Source organism: Frankia sp. R43, from assembly GCF_001306465.1.
Taxonomy (GTDB): Bacteria; Actinomycetota; Actinomycetes; order Frankiales; family Frankiaceae; genus Parafrankia; species Parafrankia irregularis.
In genome coordinates, this window is sequence record NZ_LFCW01000004.1 from 712,103 (window position 1) to 731,387 (window position 19,285).

Consider the following 19,285-nt stretch of genomic DNA (forward strand, 5'->3'; position numbering starts at 1 on the left):
CCACCAGGTGCCACGCCCGCCACAGGTGCCGTCAGAGAATCTCCTCCCGCACCGCGACGAAGCACGATTCCCGGACGAGGTCGTCCTCGTTGCGGTCGAGGTTCTCGGCGAACCAGGCCATCCGCCGGCGGATGCCGTCGAGGTCGTCGAAGTAGACCTCGTTCACCGCGTCGTACGGCCATTCGGCCTCGGCGCCTGCCTCGGCACCGGCACCGGCACCGGCACCTACGGTCAGCAGGGGATGGTTCTGGATGTAGGCGAGCCCGCGGACCTCGGCGGGAATCGGCACCACGCCGACGGTGCCGGCGCGACTGCGCCACCGGTCGAAGAACTGCGCGAGGGTCAGATCGGTGGCACGGCGGGCCAGCGCCATCTGTTTGAGGCCCGGGCCTCCGTCCTGACGCTGCCGCTGTATCCATTCGTCGCCGCGCATCACATGCTCGTGTGCCACCACGACGCCGGTGGACTCCAGCTCCACCGCCTCGCCCAGCAGGGCGTTCGCGGCCGCGCCCTCGGGCGAGGCCGACCAGGCCTCGAACCGCAGCAGGTGCTCCTCGTCCGCGAACCACTGCAGCCCGACACCGTCGTGCGGCGCCTCGGGGGTGACCTCGGCCAGCACGGTGCCGGCCGCCAGGCGCAGCGGTCGAGCCGGCGGCGGGGCTGTCGCCGCGGCGCCGACGGCGGCACGCCAGGCGGCGGCGAACCGGTCCGACGCGCACGCCCGGGTGACGAACAGGAACCGTTTGATCACATGATCTCCTCTGTCGTCCCGCTCCGTCGCGTCCACCCGTCGCCGGTATCTTCGGGCAGGTGGTGGCGGGCAGTCCGGCGAAAGCGCGAACCGGCGTCCCGAGCCGACAAAGTAGGAAACGTGTGACACGGTAATCCCCAGGAGCGGAGGATTCCGGCCGTCAGGGCGCCTGAGACAGAATCCCGAACTTCGGGAAGCCCTTGCGACCAGACAAGAGTTGAGGATAGCGGTCGTTGGCACGACCAGAATCCCATGATCTTCGAGCGGCGACGTCGGGCCGCGCCTCGGGAAGCCGTTGCGACCAGACAAGAGTCGAGGATAGTGGCCGTTGGGACGACCAAGATCCCATGATCTTCGAGCGGCGGCGGCCTCAGCCGCACCCTCGGCACTATTGATCTTGGTGGGCGTGATTTCGCGACGGACACCCGGACCCGGACGACCAGAATCCTTTGCTCTTCGAGCCGCCGCGGGTGCGGCTACGGCAGCTACCGCCGGGTACGGCCACGGCGATATCGTCGCCAGGTGTCGATTGCTGTTGGCCCAGGTGGGCGCGCTCCCGATGTCCCGGACGCGGTGCCCCGGCGGTCGGTGCTGCTGATCGGAATGGGCGTCGGTGACCCGGAGTCGCTCACCTACGAGGCCGGTCGGGCGCTGGCCGGTGTGGACGTCCTGTTCACGGTCGACAAGGGTGCCGCGAAGGCCGACCTCAACGCGCTGCGGGGCGAGATCTGCGCCCGGTATGCCCGGCCCGGCCTGCGTCTCGTCGAGCTGGCCGAGCCGGAACGCGACCGGGCGCCCGACGACTACGCGGCCGAGGTGCGCCGCTGGCATGCCGCCCGCGCCGAGGTGTGGGCGCGGGCGCTGCTGGCGGAGCTCGCCGACGGCGACCGGGGCGCGTTCCTGGTGTGGGGCGACCCGGCGCTCTACGACAGCTCGCTGCGGATCCTCGACGACGTCCGCTCGCGCGGGCTGGTGGACGTCGACGTGACGGTGATCCCCGGCATCTCCAGTGTGCAGGCGCTGGCCGCCCGGCACCGGATCGCGCTGAACAGCATCGGCGGGGCGGTCCACCTCACCACCGGCCGGCGGCTCACCGCCGAGGTGGCGGGCCAGGACTCGGTCGTCGTGCTGCTCGACGGCGCGGCGGCCTGGCGGGACATCCCCGACACCAACCAGTGGGACATCTACTGGGGTGCCTACCTGGGCGGGCCCGACGAGATCGCGATCGCCGGCCCGCTCGCCGAGGTCGGGGACGAGATCGCGGCGATGAAGCAGGCCGCCCGGGCCCGCAAGGGCTGGATCATGGACGTCTATCTGCTCCGACGACGGCCTTGACCGGAGCCGGCCCCGCAGCTGGGTCTGGGTCTGGAGCCGGTGCCGGTGCCGGCAGGTGGCCGTCGTGGTGGCGTGGGGTGAAGACCAGGCCGGTGTCGGCGTCCCGGCGGGTCCGCGACGAGCCGATGATGAGCAGGGTGCGCATGTCGACGTGGTCGGCGCTCAGATCCGCGAGCCGGATCACCTCGACGCTCTCGCCGGCGTCCCCGACCGCACGGCCGACGACGACGGGAGTGTCGGCGTCCCGGCACTGTGACAGGGTGGCGCGGACCTCGTCGATGTGCGCCCGGCGGGTCTGCGACCCGGGGTTGTAGAGCGCGAGCACCAGGTCGGCCGTGGCGGCGGCGCGCAGCCGGCGCAGCACCAGCGGCCAGGGCTTGAGCTGGTCGGACAGGGACAGCACGCAGTAGTCGTGACCGAGCGGTGCGCCGGCCCGGGCGGCGACGGCGTTCGCCGCCGTCACGCCGGGCAGCACGCGTACGGGCACGTCCCGGTAGTCGTCGGCGCGGACCTCCAGAACCGCCGACGCCATGGCGAACACCCCCGGGTCGCCGGAGGAGACGACCACGACGCGCGCCCCGCGCCGCGCGAGGTCGAGGGCGAAGGCCGCGCGTTCCGCCTCGACCCGGTTGTCGCTCGGGTGGCGGCGCTGGCCCGGCCGGACGGCGACGCGCCGCAGGTACGTCTGGTAGCCGACGAGGTCGTCGGCCTCCGCCAGGGCACGGGCCGTCTCGGGGGTGAGCCAGTCCGCGCCGGCGGGGCCGAGCCCGACGACGGTGACACCGCCGGGCGCGGCGACGGTGGCACCACCGGGCTCGGCCACAGTGACACCGCCGGGCTCGACGACCGTGACGAGCGTCGGCTCGGCACGGGCAGCGCTCGCCACAGCGCAGGTGGCGCTCTGCTCGTTGCCGGCAGCGCTCGGTCTGGCCTGCGCGGCCTCGGCGCGGCGGCACGCCTGGTCGGCCTGGTTCGCCGGTACGAGAACCATCGACATGTACGGGACGTCCTCGACTGCCGCCAGGTCACGCAGCGCCATGACGCGCTCGCCATCCCGGCTGGCGCGGCTGACCAGCAGCGCGCCGTCGAGCCGACCGGCCTCGGTGAGGCTCCGGCGCACGCCGTCGAGGTCGGCACGGACCTTCATCAGGGCGAGGCCGTCCCCGGCGGCGGCCAGGTCACGCAGCCGGTCGGCGGGCATCGTCGCGGGCACGACGGTGAGGGTCTCGTCGCCGGTGGCCAGCGCGACGCCCGCGGCGGCGGCGGTGGCGGACACCGACGTCACGCCGGGGACGACCACACACCCGAACCGCGGAGTGAGCCGGCGCTGCATGTGGGTGAAGGAGCTGTAAAGCGTCGGGTCGCCCTCGGCGAGCAGCACGACGTCCCGGCCCGCGGCCAGGTGCCGGGCGAGCCGGGCCGCGGACTGCTCGTAGAACTCGTCGATCGCGCCCTGGTAGCCGCCAGGATGGACGGTGCCCCCACGGGTGACCGGGTAGACGAGCTCCTCCTCGACGGCGCCGGCCGGCAGGTAGGGGGCCGCGCTCGCGCGGGCCAGCGACCGGCCGGGCCGGGCCGCGTGATAGGCCACGACCTGCGCCTGGCCGATCAGGCGGGCGGCTTTGACCGTGACGAGCTCCGGGTCACCCGGGCCGACGCCGACACCGTAGAGGGTGCCGGCGGGCACGGCGGGGCCCGCCGTCGCGGGGCCGGCGGTCGCGGGGCCGGTGGCCGCGGGGCCGGTGGCCGCGGGGCCGGTGGCCGCGGGGCCGCCGGGTGCGGGACTCACAGTTCCTCCGAGGCGATCGCGTTGACGGCGGCCACCGTCATCGCGCTGCCGCCGCGGCGACCGTGGACGACGAGGTAGGCGAGGCCGAACGGGTTGTCCGCGAGCGCCTGCTTGGACTCGGCGGCGCCGACGAAACCGACGGGCAGGCCCAGGACTGCCGCCGGCCGGGGCGCGCCGGCGCCGATCATCTCGAGCAGGTGGAACAGGGCGGTCGGGGCGTTCCCCACGGCGACGACGGCGCCGGCGAGCCGGTCGCGCCACAGCTCGAGCGCGGCGGCGGACCGGGTGGTCCCGAGCCGGGCGGCCAGGTCCGGGACCCGTTCGTCACCGAGCGCGCAGACGATCTCGTTTCCGGCGGGAAGCCGCCGGCGGGTGATGCCGCTGGCGACCATCTGCGCGTCGCACAGCACCGGCGCGCCGGCGCGCAGTGCCGCCCGGGCCGCACCGACGACATCCGGGCTGGCCTCGACGTCGGCGGGCAGGTCGACCATGCCACAGGCGTGGATCATGCGGACGACGACGTGCTCCAGGTCGGCCGCCAGGTGTGCGAGGTCGGCTTCGGCGCGGATGGTGGCGAACGACTGCCGGTAGATGGCCGCCCCGTCGCGCTCGTAGTGGTACCGGGAATCAGTGCCGGTCGGCATCACGGGCATTCCTTCGGTTCGGTGCCGGTGTCGTGGACGAGGTAGCCGGCGGGGCCGGCGACGACGGCCAGGTGCCGGGAGGCGGGCTGGCCACAGCGGCGCGCGCAGCCACTCCAGTGCGCCCGCGGTCCAGCAGCTGTGGTCGGCCCGGGCGGCGCCGCGGCGCCGAGGGGGATGAGCCGGCCCGCGTCGACCGCCCGGGCGGCGTCGGAGCGTACGTCCGCGAGCGCGCTCGCGCAGCCGGGGCGGCCGGCGCAGGTGGTGACCCGCGTCCACGGCGAGCCGGGGTCGGTGACGAGGCCGACGCGCCCCGCGGCGCCGGTGAAGCTGTCCGGGCCGATGCCGCTGAGGCGGGGCAGGACGACCGACCGCCACGGCGTGACACGCAGCGCCTCACCGGTCGCCGCGGCCTCGGCCGCGAGGACGTCCGCCCGCGGACGGGTCAGCTGGCCGAGCGGCACGTGGACCGCGGCGGCGTGGAGGCCGTCGGGACGCCGCCAGACACCGCCGTGCCAGGCTCCACCGGGCCAGGATCGGCCAGGCAATGCACCGCGCGGGGGACTGGCGGCCGACGGCCAGCAGCACCGGCGACTTTCCGCCGGTCGAACTGTCCGGGCTGGGCGGGCCAGGAGTCGGCCGGGGGGCCCTGCGGGCGGCCGGCCGCAGCGCGGCGGCGAGCTCCCGGCCGCCGTCGGGCAGGTCCGGACCCGCCAGACCGGATGCCGTCGCCGACAACGTCTCGCGGCGGTGCGCAGGAACGCCGCGCGGCCCCGAGCAGCTCCGGGACCACGGCGGCGCCGGCTCGACCCCACCCCGGCCGGCCGACCACCAGCGTCCGCGGGCGGTGGGGCCGCCCACCGCGTCGGGGCGAGGGCCGCGATGTGTCACCGGACGCGTCGTCCCAGGCCGAACAGGAACCGGCCAGACAGGCCGGCGAGCTCCGGGTCCGCGCACAGCGCCTGGTCGAGCGTGCGCACGAGCTCCTGGAGCCTCGGGTCCTCGGGCCTCGGCCCCTCAGGCCTCGGGTCCTCGAGGCCAGGGTCCTGGCCGGTCAGGCCGGCGAAGGGCGCGGCGACGATGTTGCGGACCCGCTCGTGGGTGGCCGAGGGCAGCAGCCCCAGCCCGGCGACCCGCTCCGCGAGCTCGGCCCGGCGGCCGGCGGGAACGCCGCGCAGCTGGACGTTGCCCCGTGAGGTCAGCTCGACGGCGCCGTGCTCGCCGAACGACCCGGCGAGCACGGCGAGCGCGAGCAGCACCTCGCCGTCGACGAAGCCGCCGGGCAGCCGGATCCGGGCGAGCCCTCCGTCCGCCGCCTCGTGCAGGACCAGCGCGCCCGGGCAGCGGTCGGCCCGGCCCGGCCGAACGGGCTGTGCTGGCCGGACGGCCTGTGCAGATCGGACCGGCTGTGCAGGTCGGACGGACTGTGCGGGCCGAACGGACTGTGCGGGCCGAACGGACTGTGCGGGCCGGGCCTGTGGGGCCAGTTCGGGCTGACGGGCCCGCGGGGTGGACGCGGCGGGCATCTAGGACCGTCCTTCGAGGTCGCCCTCGGCGCGCAGGTAGACCTCGCGCAGCGCGTCCAGGGTCGCCGGCTGCGGCTCGGACCACAGCCCGCGGTCGACGGCCTCCAGGAGCCGTTCGGCGATGCCGTGCAGCGCCCAGGGGTTGGCGTCGGAGAGGAACTTCTGGTTCTCGTCGTCGAGGACGTAGGCCGCGGTCACGGCCTCGTACATCCAGTCGGCCACCACACCGGCCGTCGCGTCGTAGCCGAACAGGTAGTCGACCGTGGCGGCGAGCTCGAAGGCGCCCTTGTAGCCGTGGCGGCGCATCGCGGCGATCCAGCGCGGGTTGACGACCCGGGCCCGGACGACCCGGGCCATCTCCTCGCCGAGGGTGCGGGTGCGCACGTCGTCGGGCCTGGTGGAGTCCCCGATGTAGGCGCGCGGGCTGCGGCCGGTCAGCGCCCGGACCGCCGCGATCATCCCGCCGTGGTACTGGAAGTAGTCGTCGGAGTCGGCGATGTCGTGTTCGAGGCTGTCGGTGTTCTTGACCGCCACGCTGATCCGCCGGTACGCCGCCTCCAGGTCGTCACGGGCCGGGCGGCCGTCGAGGCCGCGGCCGTAGGCGTAGCCGCCCCAGGCGGCGTAGACCTCGGCGAGGTCGGCGTCGTCGTGCCAGGTGCCGGCGTCGACGAGCGGCAGCAGCCCGGCTCCGTAGGCACCCGGCTTCGAGCCGAAGACCCTGGTGGTGGCCCGGCGCCGGTCGCCGTGGACGGATGTGTCGGCGTCGGTGTGGGCCCGGACGTAGTTGTGCTCCGGATCCTCGTCCAGGTCGGCCACCAGCCGGACGGCGTCGTCGAGCAGGTCGACGACGTGCGGGAACGCGTCGCGGAAGAACCCGGAGATCCGCACGGTGACGTCGATGCGGGGGCGGCCGAGCTCGGCGAGCGGAATCGGTTCCAGGCCACGCACCCGCCGCGAGGCCTCGTCCCACAGCGGGGCGACGCCGAGCAGGGCGAGGATCTCGGCGATGTCGTCGCCGGACGTTCGCATCGCCGAGGTCCCCCAGGCCGACAGGCCGACCGAGCGGGGATACTCGCCGGTGTCGGCCAGGTGGCGTTCGAGCAGCGAGTCGGCCATCGCCCGCCCGGTCTCCCAGGCCAGCGGGCTGGGCACGGCCCGCGGGTCGACGGCGTAGAAGTTGCGCCCGGTCGGCAGGACGTTGACGAGGCCACGCAGCGGCGAGCCACTCGGGCCGGCGGGGATGTAGCCGCCGGCGAGCGCGTGCAGCGTCCGGTCGAGCTCGTCGGTCGTCCGGGCGAGCCTGGGCACGATCTCGGTGGCGGCGAACGTCAGCACGTCGACCACCGCGGCACGGTCGACGTCCCGGGCCGTGGCCGGCGCGTCGAGCGCGGCCGGCTCGGCCGGCTCGGCCGGTGCGTCACGCAGGGCCGGCTCGGCCGGTGCGTCGAGCACCGTGCCGACGACCTCGGTCACGGCCGCCGGGTCCCAGGCACGCTCCTCCAGGGCGCTGACCAGCGTGCGGGCGACCGCCTCCACCGCGTCGGTCCGGACCGTCCCGTCGTCGGTGCCCAGGCCGAGGGCCTGGCGCAGCCCGGGCAGGGCGACGGCACCGCCCCACAGCTGGCGGGCGCGCAGCATCGAGAGCACCAGGTTGACCCGGGCCTCGCCGGTCGGCGCCGCACCGAGGACATGCAGGCCGTCGCGGATCTGCGCGTCCTTGATCTCGCAGAGCCAGCCGTCGACGTGCAGGAGGAACTCGTCGAACTCGGCGTCGTGCGGCCGGTCGGCCAGGCCCAGGTCGTGGTCGAGCTTCGCCGCCTCGATCAGCGTCCAGATCTGGGCACGGATCGCGGGGAGCTTCGCCGGGTCCATCGCGGCGATCTGCGCGTGCTCGTCGAGCAGCCGTTCGAGGCGGGCGATGTCGCCGTAGCTGTCGGCGCGGGCCATCGGGGGGACGAGATGGTCGATGATCGTGGCGTGTGCCCGCCGTTTGGCCTGGGTGCCCTCGCCGGGGTCGTTGACGAGGAACGGGTAGACCAGCGGCAGGTCGCCGAGGGCTGCGTCCGGTGCACAGCCCGCGGACAGCGCGGCGGCCTTGCCCGGCAGCCACTCGAGGTTGCCGTGCTTGCCGACGTGGACCACGGCGTGCGCGCCGAACCCGGCGCCACCAGTGCCGTCGGCGCCGGCGGGGCCGCTGCGCAGCCAGTGGTAGGCCGCGAGGTAGTGGTGGCTCGGCGGCAGGCCTGGGTCGTGGTAGATCGCGATGGGGTTCTGGCCGAACCCGCGCGGTGGCTGGATGAGGATGACGATGTTGCCGGCGGTCAGGGTGGCGAGGACGATCTCGCCGTCCGGGTCGGCCGAGCGGTCGACGAACAGGTCGCCGGGCGCCGGGCCCCAGTTCTCCTCGATCTCGGCGCGCAGGCCGGCGGGCAGCGTGGCGAACCAGGCCCGGTAGGTCGCGGCGGACACGCGGACCGGGTTGCCGGCGAGCTGCTCGGCGGTCAGCCAGTCCTCGTCCTGCCCGCCGGCGGCGATCAGCCCGTGGATGAGGGCGTCCCCGTCCCCGGCCGCGAGGCCGGGCAGCGCGCCGGGCCCGTCGGCCGGGCCGACGTCGTAGCCGGCGTCGCGCAGCGCGCCCAGCAGCGCGAGCACGCTGGCCGGGGTGTCCAGACCGACGGCGTTTCCTATCCGGGCGTGTTTCGTCGGGTAGGCCGACAGCACCAGCGCGATCCGCTTCTGCGCGTTCGGGATGTGGCGCAGCCGCGCGTGGCGCACCGCGAGCCCGGCGACCCGCGCCGCCCGCTCCGCGTCGGGGACGTAGTGGGTCAGGCCGTCGGCGTCGATCTCCTTGAAGGAGAACGGGACGGTGATGATCCGGCCGTCGAACTCGGGGATCGCCACCTGGGTCGCCGTGTCCAGCGGCGACAGGCCGTCGTCGCTGCCCTCCCACTGGGCCCGCGGCGACGTGACGGCCAGCGCCTGCAGGATCGGCACGTCGAGCGCGGCCAGCGCCCCGATGTCCCAGTCCTCGTCGCGCCCGCCCGCGCCGACCTCGGCCGGGTTCGCGCCGGACGCCGCCCCGCCGGCCGCCAGCACGGTCGTCACCAGCACGTCCGCCTCACCGAGCACGTCCAGCAGCCCGCGGTCGGCGGCGCGCAGGGACGCGCAGAACACCGGCACCGCCCGCCCGCCCGCGGCCTCGACGGCGTCGGCGAGCGCGTCCACGAAGGCGGTGTTCCCGGCCAGCTCGTGTGCCCGGTAGTAGAGGATCGCCACCGTCGGCCGCTCGGCGGCCGGCTCGGCGGTGGGCTCGGCGGCCCGGCCGGGCCGCGGCCGCACGCCCCACGGCGGGGTCGGCAGCGGCGGGTCGAACCCGTGGCCGGTCAGCAGGATCGTGTCGGAGAGGAAGCGGGCGAGCTGGCGCAGGTTGTGCTGGCCGCCGTGGGCGAGGTAGGCGTGTGCCTGCGCCGCGGCCCCCGCGGGCACCGACGACAGCTCCATCAGCTCCGCGTCGGGCACCTGCTCGCCGCTGAGGACCACGACCGGCAGGCCACTGGCTAGGACGACGTCGAGCCCCTCGGGCCAGGCCCGACGGCCGCCGAGCAGGCGCAGCACCACGAGGTCGGCGCCGTCGAGCAGCGCCGGCAGCTCGGAGTCGTCGAGGCGGGTCGGGTTCGCCAGCCGATAGTCCTCCCCGCTGGCACGCGCGCACGACAGGTCCGTGTCGGACGTCGACAGCAACAGGATCACGGACGGCTCCCCAGGGTTGGCCGGGACGACGACAGATGTTCGGCGGAGCCGGCGGCCGGCGGCGCACCGGGCGGGAGGAACGGAAGGCCCGCCGGCGGACCGCCGGCGAGCAGTGCCCGCAGCGCGCCGGTGTCGAGATGGTCGGCGACGAGATCGCCGAGGGCGTCCAGGCGGCGCTCCCGGACGGCGGCGAACGAGATCTCGCCGCGGGGCCGCCAGGGCGAGCCGGTCCGGGCGGCGACATCGGCGAGGAACGCCCGGCGGAACCCGTCGTTCTCGAACGCGCCGTGCCAGGTGGTGCCCCAGACCGCGCCGGCCCGGCAGCCGTCGAGGAACGGCTCGCCGCCGTGCACCGTCGCCACCCCGTGGTGGATCTCGTAGCCGCGCACCGGCTGGCCGTAGGCCACCCCGACCGGCCGGCCGAGGGTCTTGCCCGCGGCGAACCGGACCGTGACCGGCAGCAGACCGAGGCCGTCGACCGCTCCCGCGCGGCTTTCCACCTCGTCGACGATCGTCTCGGCGAGCATCTGGTAGCCACCGCAGACGCCGAGCACCGGACGCCCGGACGCCGCCCGGCGGGCCAGCGCGTCGTGCAGCCCGCGCCGGCGCAGCCAGCCCAGGTCGGCCACCGTCGACCGGGTCCCGGGCAGCACCACGAGGTCGGCGGCGTCGAGGTCCTCGGGCCGGTCGGCGTAGCGCACCGCGACACCGGGCTCGGCGGCGAGTGCGTCCAGATCGGTGAAGTTGCTCAGGTACGGCAGCCGCACCGCCGCCACCCGCAGCGGCCCGGCCGGGTCTCCCCTGGTCTCGCCCGGCGCGGGCAGGCCGAGCGAGTCCTCCACGTCCAGGTCGAGCCCGTCCTGCCAGGGCAGCACGCCGAGCACGGGCCGGCCGGTGAGCCCCCGCAGCATGTCCAGGCCCGGCTCGAGCAGCGCCCGCTCGCCGCGGAACTTGTTCACGACGAACCCGGCGACCAGCGCCTGGTCCGCGGGCTCCAGCAGGGCGAGGGTGCCGTACATCGCGGCGAACACGCCGCCGCGGTCGATGTCGCCGACGATGATCGTCGGCAGGCCGGCGGCCCTGGCCAGGCCCATGTTCGCGATGTCGTTCGCCCGCAGGTTGATCTCCGCCGGGCTGCCGGCGCCCTCGCACACCACCACGTCGAAGCGGGACCGCAGGTCGGCCAGGCTGGCGAGCACCTCGGTGAGCAGCCGGCCCTTGAGCTCCCGGTAGCCGAGCGCGCCGGTCTCGGCGACCGGCCGGCCGCGTAGCACGACCTGGCTGCGGTGCCCGGCACCCGGCTTGAGCAGCACCGGGTTCATCGCCGCCTCCGGTTCGATGCCCGCGGCGGCGGCCTGCATGACCTGGGCGCGGCCGATCTCCGCGCCGTCGGCGGTCACCCACGAGTTCAGCGACATGTTCTGGGCCTTGAACGGCGCCACGCGCACGCCCTGGCGGGCGAGGAACCGGCAGATGCCGGCGGTCAGCACCGACTTGCCGGCGTCCGAGGTGGTCCCGGCGACCAGCAGCGCGTCGCCAGTCCTGCCCATCTGCCCCGCGCCGCCGGTCATGCCGCGACCGCCCGGGCCTGGCGGGCGGCGGCGACGAACCGGGTCGCGGCGGCGGGCATCCCGGCCCAGTGGGTGTGCAGGTAGGAGGCGTGGACGCCACCGCGGACGAAGCCCTCCACGAGCTCGGCGCCCGCCGCGTCGCGCCAGCGCCAGGCCGGGGCCGAGTCCCGTACGGTGCCGCCACCGGCCGGCGGGATGGTGGCCGTGCGGTGGAACTCGTGCCCGCGCACGACCGTGCCCCGCGGCGCGAGCACCGAGTCGGTGGCCGCGGCCGCTTCCCGGTAGCCCAGGGTGAGCCGGGGGGTCATCGCCGCCGCCACCTCGCCGAGCACCCCGCACATCGGCGCCCCGTCGAGGGCACTGCTGAGATAGAGGAGCCCGGCGCACTCGGCGGCGACCGGCGCGCCGGTTGCCGCGAACGCCCGCACCGCGGCTCGCAGAGCGGCGTTCGCGGTGAGCGCACCGGCGTGGACCTGCGGGAACCCGCCGCCGATGACCAGCGCCGAGGTCCCGCTCGGCAGCGCCTCGTCCACGGTGGGATCGAAGGGGGCGACGGCGGCGCCGGCGGCTGTCAGCAGCTCGGGTAGTTCGGCGTAGCCGAACGTGAAGGCCGGACCACCAGCGACGGCGACCACCGGACGCGGACCGGCGGCGGTCGCGGCAGCGCCGACGACCGCGCCGGCGCCTTCGCCTTCGCCTTCGCCAACCCCAGTGCCGTCGCCAGCGCCGGCGACGGCGGCCCGCGGATCCCAGGGCTCGGCGGGGAGGTCGGGTGCCGTCGCGGCGAGCGCGAGCAGCGCGTCGAGGTCGAGGTCCTCGGCGGCGACCGCACCGAGCTCGGCCACGACGTCCCGGGCCGCACCGGCTCGCTCGGCGGCCGGTACGAGGCCCAGATGACGCGACGGGGTCGCCAGGCTGGCCCGCCGGCGGACCACGCCGAGCACCGGCATGGCGATCTCGGCCATCGCCGCGCGCAGGATCTCGGCGTGCCGTGCGGAGCCGACCTGGTTGAGCACGACGCCGCCGATCCGCACCCGGGGGTCGAAGGCGCGGAACCCGTGCACGGTCGCGGCGACGGACCGGCCGGCCGCCCGTGCGTCGACGACCAGCACGACGGGCGCCGCGAGCAGCGTGGCGACGTGCGCCGTCGAACCGAACCCGGGACGGGTCGCGTGCCCGTCGAACAGGCCCATGACGCCCTCGATGACGGCGATGTCGGCTCGTCTCGGGGTGAGTGCGGCGTGCAGGAACAGTGGGCCGATCCGTTCCTCGCCGACGAGCCACGGGTCCAGGTTGCGCCCCGGCCGGCCGGCGGCCAGCGCGTGGTAGCCCGGGTCGATGTAGTCCGGGCCGACCTTGTGCGGCGAGACGGCGAGCCCGCGCGCCCGCAGCGCGGCGAGCAGGCCGGTGACGATCGACGTCTTGCCTGCGCCGCTGGCCGGCGCGGCCAGCACGATCCGCGGAACTCTCATGGCCCGCTCACCATTCGATCCCCCGCTGGCCCTTCTGCCCGGCGTCCATCGGATGCTTCACCTTGGTCATCTCGACGACCAGGTCCGCGGCGGCCACCAGCCGCGGGTGCGCGCGGCGGCCGGTGATGACGACGTGCTGGAACCCGGGGCGCGCGGCGAGGGTCGCCACGACGTCCTCGACGTCGACCCAGCCCCACTCGATCACGTAGGTGAACTCGTCGAGCACCAGCAGCCCGTAGGTCTGCGCGGCGAGGTCGGCCTTGATCCGCTCCCAGCCCTCGGCGGCGGCCGCCGCGTGGTCGTCGAGCGGCCCGCGCTGGGTCCACGACCAGCCGGAGCCCATCTTGAACCAGTCGACCGGCGCGCCCTCCCCGGTCTGCTCGTGCACCCGGCCGAGCGCCCGCAGCGCGTTCTCCTCGCCCACCTTCCACCGGGCGCTCTTGACGAACTGGAACACGCCGATCGGCCAGCCCTGGTTCCAGCCGCGCAGCGCCAGCCCGAAGGCGGCCGTCGACTTCCCCTTCATCTCACCCGTGTGGACGATCACCAACGGGCGGTTACGCCGCTGCCGCGTCGTCAGACCGTCGTCGGGGACGCTCGTCACCTGCCCCTGCGGCGCCATCAGGCGACGTCCCTCAGCGCACGGACGGTGGCCGCGAGCCCGGCTCCGACCGCGGCGCTGTCCAGGCCTGGACTGGCCCCGTGGCCTCGTCGCCCGTCGGCTCGCGCGGCCCGGGAGCCGGCTGTGGCCCGGGTTGTGGCCCCCGGCGCCGCCCCGGGAGCGAGGCCCGGTGCGGAGCCGGGGGCAGCCAGCTCGGCGAGGCCGAGCAGCGGGGCGCCCAGCATGCCGGCGAGAGTGCCCGCGAGTCCGAGCCGGACCCGGCCCGTCTCACAGTCGACGACCACCGCCGCGGCCCCGCCGCGGGCGAGCAGCTCGGCCGCCGGACCCGGCGCGGGCCCGGCGGTGTGCCGGCCGTCGGTCAGCACGACGAGCAGCGGCCGGCGGCTCGGGTCGCGCAGGCGCTCCCGGGCGAGGGTGCGGTGCGCGAGCAGCAGGCCGTCGGCGAGCGGGGTGCGCCCACCCGCCGGCAGGTCCGCGAGCCGCGCCGCCGCGACGTCGACCGACGACGTGGGCGGCAGCGCCAGCTCGGCGGCCTCGCCCCGGAAGGTGATCAGTCCGATCTTGTCGCGGCGCTGGTAGGCGTCGAGGAGCAGCGAGAGCACCGCCGCCTTCACCGCCCCCATCCGCGCCCGCGCCGCCATCGAACCGGAGGCGTCGACGACGAACAGGACGAGGTTTCCCTCCCGGCCCTCGCGGCGCGCCTGCCTCAGGTCGGCCGCCCGCAGCGCCAGCCCGGGGCCACCCCGCCCCCGGGCCGCCTGATGCGGTGCCGCGGCCAGCATCGTCGCGACGACGTGCAGGTCCCGCGGCCGGCCGGCGGGCACGTCGGCGCCGACGACCGCGCCCGCGCCGGTGACCGCGCGGGACCGTCGGCCAGGGACGCCCCAGCCGACGCCGGGCACCTCGAGCCGCCGGGCACGGAACGTCTCCGCCGGGGCGACCACCCGGGAGGGTGCCGCGCCCCCGCTCGCGCCCGCGGGGGCGGGCGCGGCGGTGGCCGGCGGGGCGTCGTGGGTTGGCCGGTCGGACGCGTCGTCGCCGACCGGTGTGTCGCGCTCCGCCGCGCCGGCGGAAGCGCCGCCACCGGGCCCGTCCGGCCCGTCCGGCCCATCAGACCCGTCCGGCCCGGGGGGCGACTCATCCCGCTCGCCGGGCGGGCCGGGCGGGCCGCCGGCGGCGGCAGAGTCCGGATTCGCGTCATGGGCCGGGTCGTCGGCGCGGTGCTCGCCGCCCGGCTCCTCGGCGGTCTGCTCCCGGGCGGCGTCCAGCGCGGCGTCGAGCTGGTCGGGGTCGAGACCGGGCTCGTCGAACGGGTTGCGGCGGCGGCGGTGCGGCAGCGCGAGCGCCGCCGCGATCCGGACGTCCGCCTCGGTGACCTCGGTGCGTCCCTCCCAGGCCGCGTGCGCCACCGCGGCCCGGGCGGTCACCAGGTCGGCCCGCAGCCCGTCCACCTCGAACGCCGCGCAGACGGCGGCGATCCGGACCAGTTCCCGATCGGGCAGCCGCACGGCGGGCAACGCCGCCCGGGCAGCGGCGATCCGTGCCGACAGCGCCCGCTGTGCCTCGGCGTAGCCGGCCGCGAACGCGTCCGGCGCGGCGTCGAAGGCCAGCCGGCGGCGGACCACCTCCGCCCGCGCCGTAGCCTCCCGTGGGGCCGCGACCTGCACGGTCAGGCCGAACCGGTCGAGCAGCTGCGGTCGCAGCTCGCCCTCCTCCGGGTTCATCGTCCCGACCAGGAGGAACCGGGCCGCGTGCCGGACCGACACCGCGTCCCGCTCGACATGGGCGACACCGAGCGCCGCCGCGTCGAGCAGCAGGTCGACGAGATGGTCGTGCAGCAGGTTGACCTCGTCGACGTAGAGCACGCCGCGGTGCGCGGCGGCGAGCAGCCCCGGCTCGAACGCGACGACACCCGCGGTCAGTGCCCGCCCGAGGTCGAGCGAGCCGACCAGGCGGTCCTCGGTCGCCCCGACGGGAAGCTCACACAGCCGGGTCGGCCGGCGCCGCGCCGGAGGGACCCGCTGCCCCGGGCTCGCGGGGTGCGGGCCGTCGGGGCAGTCCTCGGCCGGGCGGCCCGGATCGCAGGAGAACCGGCAGTCGGCCACCACGTCCACCGGCGGGAGCACCGCGGCGAGCGCACGCACCGCCGTCGACTTGGCCGTGCCCTTCCCCCCACGGACGAGCACGCCACCCACCTCGGGCGAGACCGCGTTGAGGATCAGCGCGAGGCGCAGATCGTCCATACCGACGATCGCGGTGAAGGGAAAAGGGGGCACGGGCCACCACCTCGCACCGGCAGATATCCACGCCTGCCGCTAGCACGGGCCCAGGAACTGCTGTTCACGGGCGGGCGGCCGAGGTGTTCTGGCTCACCGCGCCAGCTGGTCGCGGCTCACAGTGGCGGGACCGCCCCGGCCTTGGCGCCGCGCGCCGCACCGGAGTTCCCCTCGTTTCGCCTGGCAGGAATCGTGCCATGGGAGGGCGCCCCGCGAACAGTGACTAACAACACCCGCGATCCGGCCGCCGCCATCCAGGTGACGCCCCGGCCCCGGCCCCGGCACAATCACCCCGTGCCAGGCAGCCCCTCATCGCCCGAACCGCCCGCGGCGGAACACGCGACCGCCCGGGCCGGCGCCTTCGGCGTGACCGTCGTCGGAATCGGCGAGGACGGCTGGGACGGCCTCGCCGACGCGGCTCGCGAAGCCCTGGCCGGAGCGGATGTCGTTCTCGGCGGTGCCCGCCAGCTCGCCCTCGTCGCCGGCTGGGTGCGCGCGACCGAGGCCTGGCCCCGCGACCTCGCCGCCGCGGCCGCGGCCCTGCCCGACACCCACGCCGGGCGCCGCCTCGTCGTGCTCGCCAGCGGCGACCCGATGCACTACGGCGTCGGCGGCACCCTCACCCGGGCGCTCGGCCCGAGCCGGGTGCGGGTGCTGCCCGCGCCGTCGTCGATCTCCCTGGCCTGCGCCCGGCTCGGTTGGCCGGTCGAGGAGGTCACCGTCGTCAGCACCCTCGGCCGGCCCTACGCCGCGATCGGCCCCGAGCTGCGGGCCGACGCCCGGGTGCTGGTCCTCACCGGCGACGGGGACGGAGCCGACCGGGTGCGCCGACTGGTCACCGAACGTAACCTCGCGGCCGAGCTCACCGTGTTGGAACGCCTCGGCGGTCCGCACGAACGCGTCCATGTCCACCAGGCCGGGCCGGCCGCCCTGCCACGGCATGACCGGCTCGCCATCGTCGCGGTCCGCTGCGCGCCCGGCGAGCGCCTGGCCGGCGCCGGCCAGGCGCCGGGCCTGCCCGACGAGACGTTCACCACCGACGGCGTGCTCACCAAGCAGGAGGTGCGGGCGATCACGCTGGCCGTGCTCGCCCCGGCGCCCGGTGAGCTGCTCTGGGACGTCGGCGCCGGCAGCGGCGGCATCACCACCGAATGGCTGCGTGCAGACCGCCGCTGCCGGGTCATCGCCATCGAGCCGCGGGCGGATCGCGCCACCCACGTCCGGGCGAACGCCGAACGCCTCGCCGGCGTCGTCGCATCGCCCGCCGGCCCCGCCGGCCCCGCCGCCATGCCCGCCGCGGCCGGGGCCAGGGCCGGAAGCGGGGCCGCGGCCGGACGGCTACGGCTCGTCGAAGGTCGCGCACCGGACGTGCTCGCCGGTCTGCCGACGCCGGACGCCGTGTTCGTCGGCGGCGGCGCGAGCATCCCCGGAGTCATCGACGCCTGCCTGGCGGCGCTGCCGCCGGGCGGGCGCCTCGTCGTCAACGCGGTCACGATCGAGACGGAGGCCGTGCTCGTCGACTGGCATCGGCGGGCCGGCGGCCGGCTGCGCCGGATCGCGATCTCCCACGCCGAGCCGGTCGGCTCGTTCACCGCCTTCCGCTCGGCGCTCCCGGTCACCCAGTGGGTCCACACCGCCCCAACCGATTCCAGGTGATCACTGGCACGCCAGACCCGTCGCGGAACCCCGAGCTTCGGGCTTCCACTGATGCCACTGATCCCCAGCAAGAAGTGAGGATTTCGTTACTGAAACGACCGAAATTCTCACTTCTTGCGTATTGCCAGATGGCCCTGCGTCCCATTTGCACCTATTGGCGACGACTACTTCCGCTATTTGGCGGCGACTCGGCAGTATGGCCAGCGGCCAGCTCCCGCAGAGCGGTCAGGATGCCGGCGGCGTCCGGCCAGGTCCGTGGCGCCGGGCCCGCGGCCGCCGGGCGGTCGACCATGACGACCGGCACGCCGACCGTGCGGGCCGCGTCCAGCTTGGCGACGGTCAGCGTGCCGCCGCTGTCCTTCGTGACCAGCACCCGGATGTCGTGCTCGCGCAGCAGTCGGGTCTCTCCTTCGACGGTGTAGGGACCGCGGTCGAGCAGCACGGTGTGCCGCGATGGCAGCGTGTCCGTCGGCGGGTCCACGGCCCTGATCAGATAGTGCCGGTCCGGGTCCGCGGCGAACGGCGCGAGCTCGCGGCGACCGGTGGTGACGAACACGGCGCCGCCCGGCGGGCAGAGCTCCCGGGCCCGGTCGGCGGCCGCCGCCAGGTCGCCGACGCGACGCCAGTCGTCACCGGGCCTGGCCTGCCAGCCGGGCCGTGCCAGCCGGAGCAGCGGCACCGCGGAACCGGCGCCGCCCGCCCACGCGCCGCCTGAATGCGCACCACCTGAATGCGCACCGCTCGAATGCGCACCGCTCGAATGCGTGCTGCCCGCGTGCGTGCCGCCCGCCTCGTCCGATGCGGGCGAGGGGGCCGCGCAGGCGGCGACGGCGTGCGCGGACATCCTCGCCGCGAACGGATGCGTGGCGTCGACGACGACGTCGATCGCCCGGTCCCGCAGGAAAACGCGCAGGCCGCCGACTCCACCGAAGCCGCCGATCACGGTCTCGCCGGCGGGCAGCGCCGGATCGCGCACCCGCCCCGCGAGCGACGAGACGACGTCCATGCCCTGCTCGGCGACGAGCGCGGCGGCGAGGTCACGTGCCTCCCGGGTGCCACCGAGGATCAGGATACGCACGCACGGTCCCGTTCCGCCGAGTACAGGTGGCTGTCACGGAAGCCCGTCGCGGCGAGCGCGTCGCCGACGACGATGACCGCCGCCCGGCCGATCCCGGCGGCGCGCACGGCGGCGGCGATGGTGTCGAGCCGGCCGCGCAGCACGACCTGGTCCGGGCGTGAGGCCCAGGCAACCACCGCTACCGGGGTGGCGGCGCCGTAGACCGGCAGCAGCTCCTCGACGACCGCCTCGATCCGCTGGATGGACAGGTGGATGACCATCGTCGCCCGGGCGGCGCCCAAGGCCGCGAGCGTCTCCGCGGCCGGCATCGCGGAGGCGTTCTCGCTGGTCCGGGTCAGGACGACGCTCTGCGCCACGCCCGGCACGGTCAGCTCTCGGCCCAGCTCCGCTGCCGCCGCCGCGTACGCGGGCACCCCGGGGCACACGTCGTAACGGACGCCCGCCGCCTCCAGCCGGCGCATCTGCTCGGCGACGGCGCTGAACACCGACGGGTCACCGCTGCAGAGCCGGGCGACGTCCTGGCCGGCGGTGTCGGCCTCGACGAGATGACCGACGATCTCGTCGAGGGTCAGTGGAGCGGTGTCGACGATCCGGGCGCCCGGCGGGCAGTGCGCCAGCACGGCCGGGTCGACCAGGCTGCCCGCGTAGAGGCAGACCGGGGAGGCCGCGATCAGGTCCCGGCCGCGCAGGGTGAGCAGGTCCGCGGCACCGGGGCCGGCGCCGATGAAATGAACGGTGATCGCGTCGCTCCCTAGAAAGGCTTGGAGGACCGTGCCACGGCCAGCCGGAAAGTCATCACGGCGTGCTCAGGGACGGGA

At 75.7% G+C, this 19,285-nt stretch carries 14 protein-coding genes and 1 riboswitch; of the genes, 2 read left to right on the forward strand and 12 right to left on the reverse strand.

Going from position 1 to position 19,285, the window contains the following annotated elements; genetic code table 11:
- Nucleotides 1-31: 31 nt before the first annotated feature.
- Complete coding sequence (locus tag ACG83_RS20290; RefSeq protein WP_054567758.1) at nt 32-751, reverse strand: EthD domain-containing protein; 720 nt, start codon at nt 749-751, stop codon at nt 32-34.
- Nucleotides 752-1,354: 603 nt separating this feature from the next.
- Between ACG83_RS20290 and cobF the strand changes: the two genes are divergently transcribed.
- Nucleotides 1,355-2,086: a precorrin-6A synthase (deacetylating) gene (gene cobF, locus ACG83_RS20295; RefSeq protein ID WP_054567952.1), complete on the forward strand. Its 732-nt coding sequence runs from the start codon at nt 1,355-1,357 to the stop codon at nt 2,084-2,086.
- On the opposite strand, the gene cobJ is transcribed toward cobF, so the two are convergent.
- The 9 genes from cobJ to ACG83_RS20335 form a co-directional block, all read right to left on the reverse strand.
- Nucleotides 2,052-3,773 (reverse strand): precorrin-3B C(17)-methyltransferase, encoded by a 1,722-nt coding sequence (cobJ, locus tag ACG83_RS20300; protein WP_054567953.1) that lies wholly within the window; start codon nt 3,771-3,773, stop codon nt 2,052-2,054. The genes cobF and cobJ overlap by 35 nt on opposite strands.
- 98 nt (nt 3,774-3,871) lie before the next feature.
- Complete coding sequence (locus tag ACG83_RS20305) at nt 3,872-4,519, reverse strand: precorrin-8X methylmutase (protein ID WP_054567759.1); 648 nt, start codon at nt 4,517-4,519, stop codon at nt 3,872-3,874.
- A complete protein-coding gene (locus tag ACG83_RS46795; protein WP_083473397.1) occupies nt 4,519-5,064 on the reverse strand; it encodes a hypothetical protein in 546 nt (181 codons plus the stop codon). Before ACG83_RS46795 ends, ACG83_RS20305 begins: the two co-directional genes overlap by 1 nt.
- Nucleotides 5,065-5,403: 339 nt before the next feature.
- Nucleotides 5,404-6,042, reverse strand: coding sequence for a hypothetical protein (locus tag ACG83_RS46800; protein WP_083473398.1), 639 nt, complete (start codon nt 6,040-6,042; stop codon nt 5,404-5,406).
- Nucleotides 6,043-9,792 (reverse strand): cobaltochelatase subunit CobN, encoded by a 3,750-nt coding sequence (gene cobN, locus ACG83_RS20315; protein ID WP_054567760.1) that lies wholly within the window; start codon nt 9,790-9,792, stop codon nt 6,043-6,045. It lies immediately after the preceding gene.
- The gene (locus tag ACG83_RS20320; protein WP_054567761.1) at nt 9,789-11,363 is read right to left on the reverse strand and encodes a cobyric acid synthase; all 1,575 of its coding nucleotides are present in this window, start codon (nt 11,361-11,363) and stop codon (nt 9,789-9,791) included. Before ACG83_RS20320 ends, cobN begins: the two co-directional genes overlap by 4 nt.
- Nucleotides 11,360-12,835 carry a cobyrinate a,c-diamide synthase gene (locus ACG83_RS20325; protein WP_054567762.1) on the reverse strand — a complete coding sequence of 492 codons (1,476 nt, stop codon included), beginning with the start codon at nt 12,833-12,835 and terminating at the stop codon, nt 11,360-11,362. The genes ACG83_RS20320 and ACG83_RS20325 overlap by 4 nt, the downstream gene beginning before the upstream one ends.
- Nucleotides 12,836-12,842: 7 nt before the next feature.
- Entirely contained in the window at nt 12,843-13,457 is a 615-nt protein-coding gene (gene cobO / locus ACG83_RS20330) for a cob(I)yrinic acid a,c-diamide adenosyltransferase (protein WP_054567763.1), read from the reverse strand.
- The gene (locus ACG83_RS20335; RefSeq protein ID WP_054567954.1) at nt 13,457-15,700 is read right to left on the reverse strand and encodes a VWA domain-containing protein; all 2,244 of its coding nucleotides are present in this window, start codon (nt 15,698-15,700) and stop codon (nt 13,457-13,459) included. The genes cobO and ACG83_RS20335 overlap by 1 nt, the downstream gene beginning before the upstream one ends.
- A gap of 114 nt (nt 15,701-15,814) precedes the next feature.
- Nucleotides 15,815-15,905: riboswitch (cobalamin riboswitch) on the reverse strand.
- 122 nt (nt 15,906-16,027) lie between these two features.
- On the opposite strand from ACG83_RS20335, the gene cbiE reads away from it, so the two are divergent.
- Nucleotides 16,028-17,389 carry a precorrin-6y C5,15-methyltransferase (decarboxylating) subunit CbiE gene (gene cbiE / locus ACG83_RS20340; protein WP_235498042.1) on the forward strand — a complete coding sequence of 454 codons (1,362 nt, stop codon included), beginning with the start codon at nt 16,028-16,030 and terminating at the stop codon, nt 17,387-17,389.
- A 151-nt stretch (nt 17,390-17,540) separates the two neighbouring features.
- On the opposite strand, the gene ACG83_RS20345 is transcribed toward cbiE, so the two are convergent.
- A complete protein-coding gene (locus ACG83_RS20345) occupies nt 17,541-18,467 on the reverse strand; it encodes a precorrin-6A/cobalt-precorrin-6A reductase (RefSeq protein WP_054567764.1) in 927 nt (308 codons plus the stop codon).
- Entirely contained in the window at nt 18,455-19,207 is a 753-nt protein-coding gene (gene cobM, locus ACG83_RS20350; RefSeq protein ID WP_054567765.1) for a precorrin-4 C(11)-methyltransferase, read from the reverse strand. Before cobM ends, ACG83_RS20345 begins: the two co-directional genes overlap by 13 nt.
- Nucleotides 19,208-19,285: the final 78 nt, after the last annotated feature.

Excerpts from the sequence above, each read along its gene's own strand:
- ACG83_RS20305 (WP_054567759.1), bottom strand. The coding sequence starts at position 4,519 with ATGCCGACCGGCACTGATTCCCGGTACCACTACGAGCGCGACGGGGCG.
- cobO (WP_054567763.1), bottom strand. The coding sequence starts at position 13,457 with ATGGCGCCGCAGGGGCAGGTGACGAGCGTCCCCGACGACGGTCTGACG.
- ACG83_RS20325 (WP_054567762.1), bottom strand. The coding sequence starts at position 12,835 with ATGAGAGTTCCGCGGATCGTGCTGGCCGCGCCGGCCAGCGGCGCAGGC.
- ACG83_RS20335 (WP_054567954.1), bottom strand. The coding sequence starts at position 15,700 with ATGGACGATCTGCGCCTCGCGCTGATCCTCAACGCGGTCTCGCCCGAG.
- ACG83_RS20320 (WP_054567761.1), bottom strand. The coding sequence starts at position 11,363 with ATGACCGGCGGCGCGGGGCAGATGGGCAGGACTGGCGACGCGCTGCTG.
- ACG83_RS46800 (WP_083473398.1), bottom strand. The coding sequence starts at position 6,042 with ATGCCCGCCGCGTCCACCCCGCGGGCCCGTCAGCCCGAACTGGCCCCA.
- cobF (WP_054567952.1), top strand. The coding sequence starts at position 1,355 with ATGGGCGTCGGTGACCCGGAGTCGCTCACCTACGAGGCCGGTCGGGCG.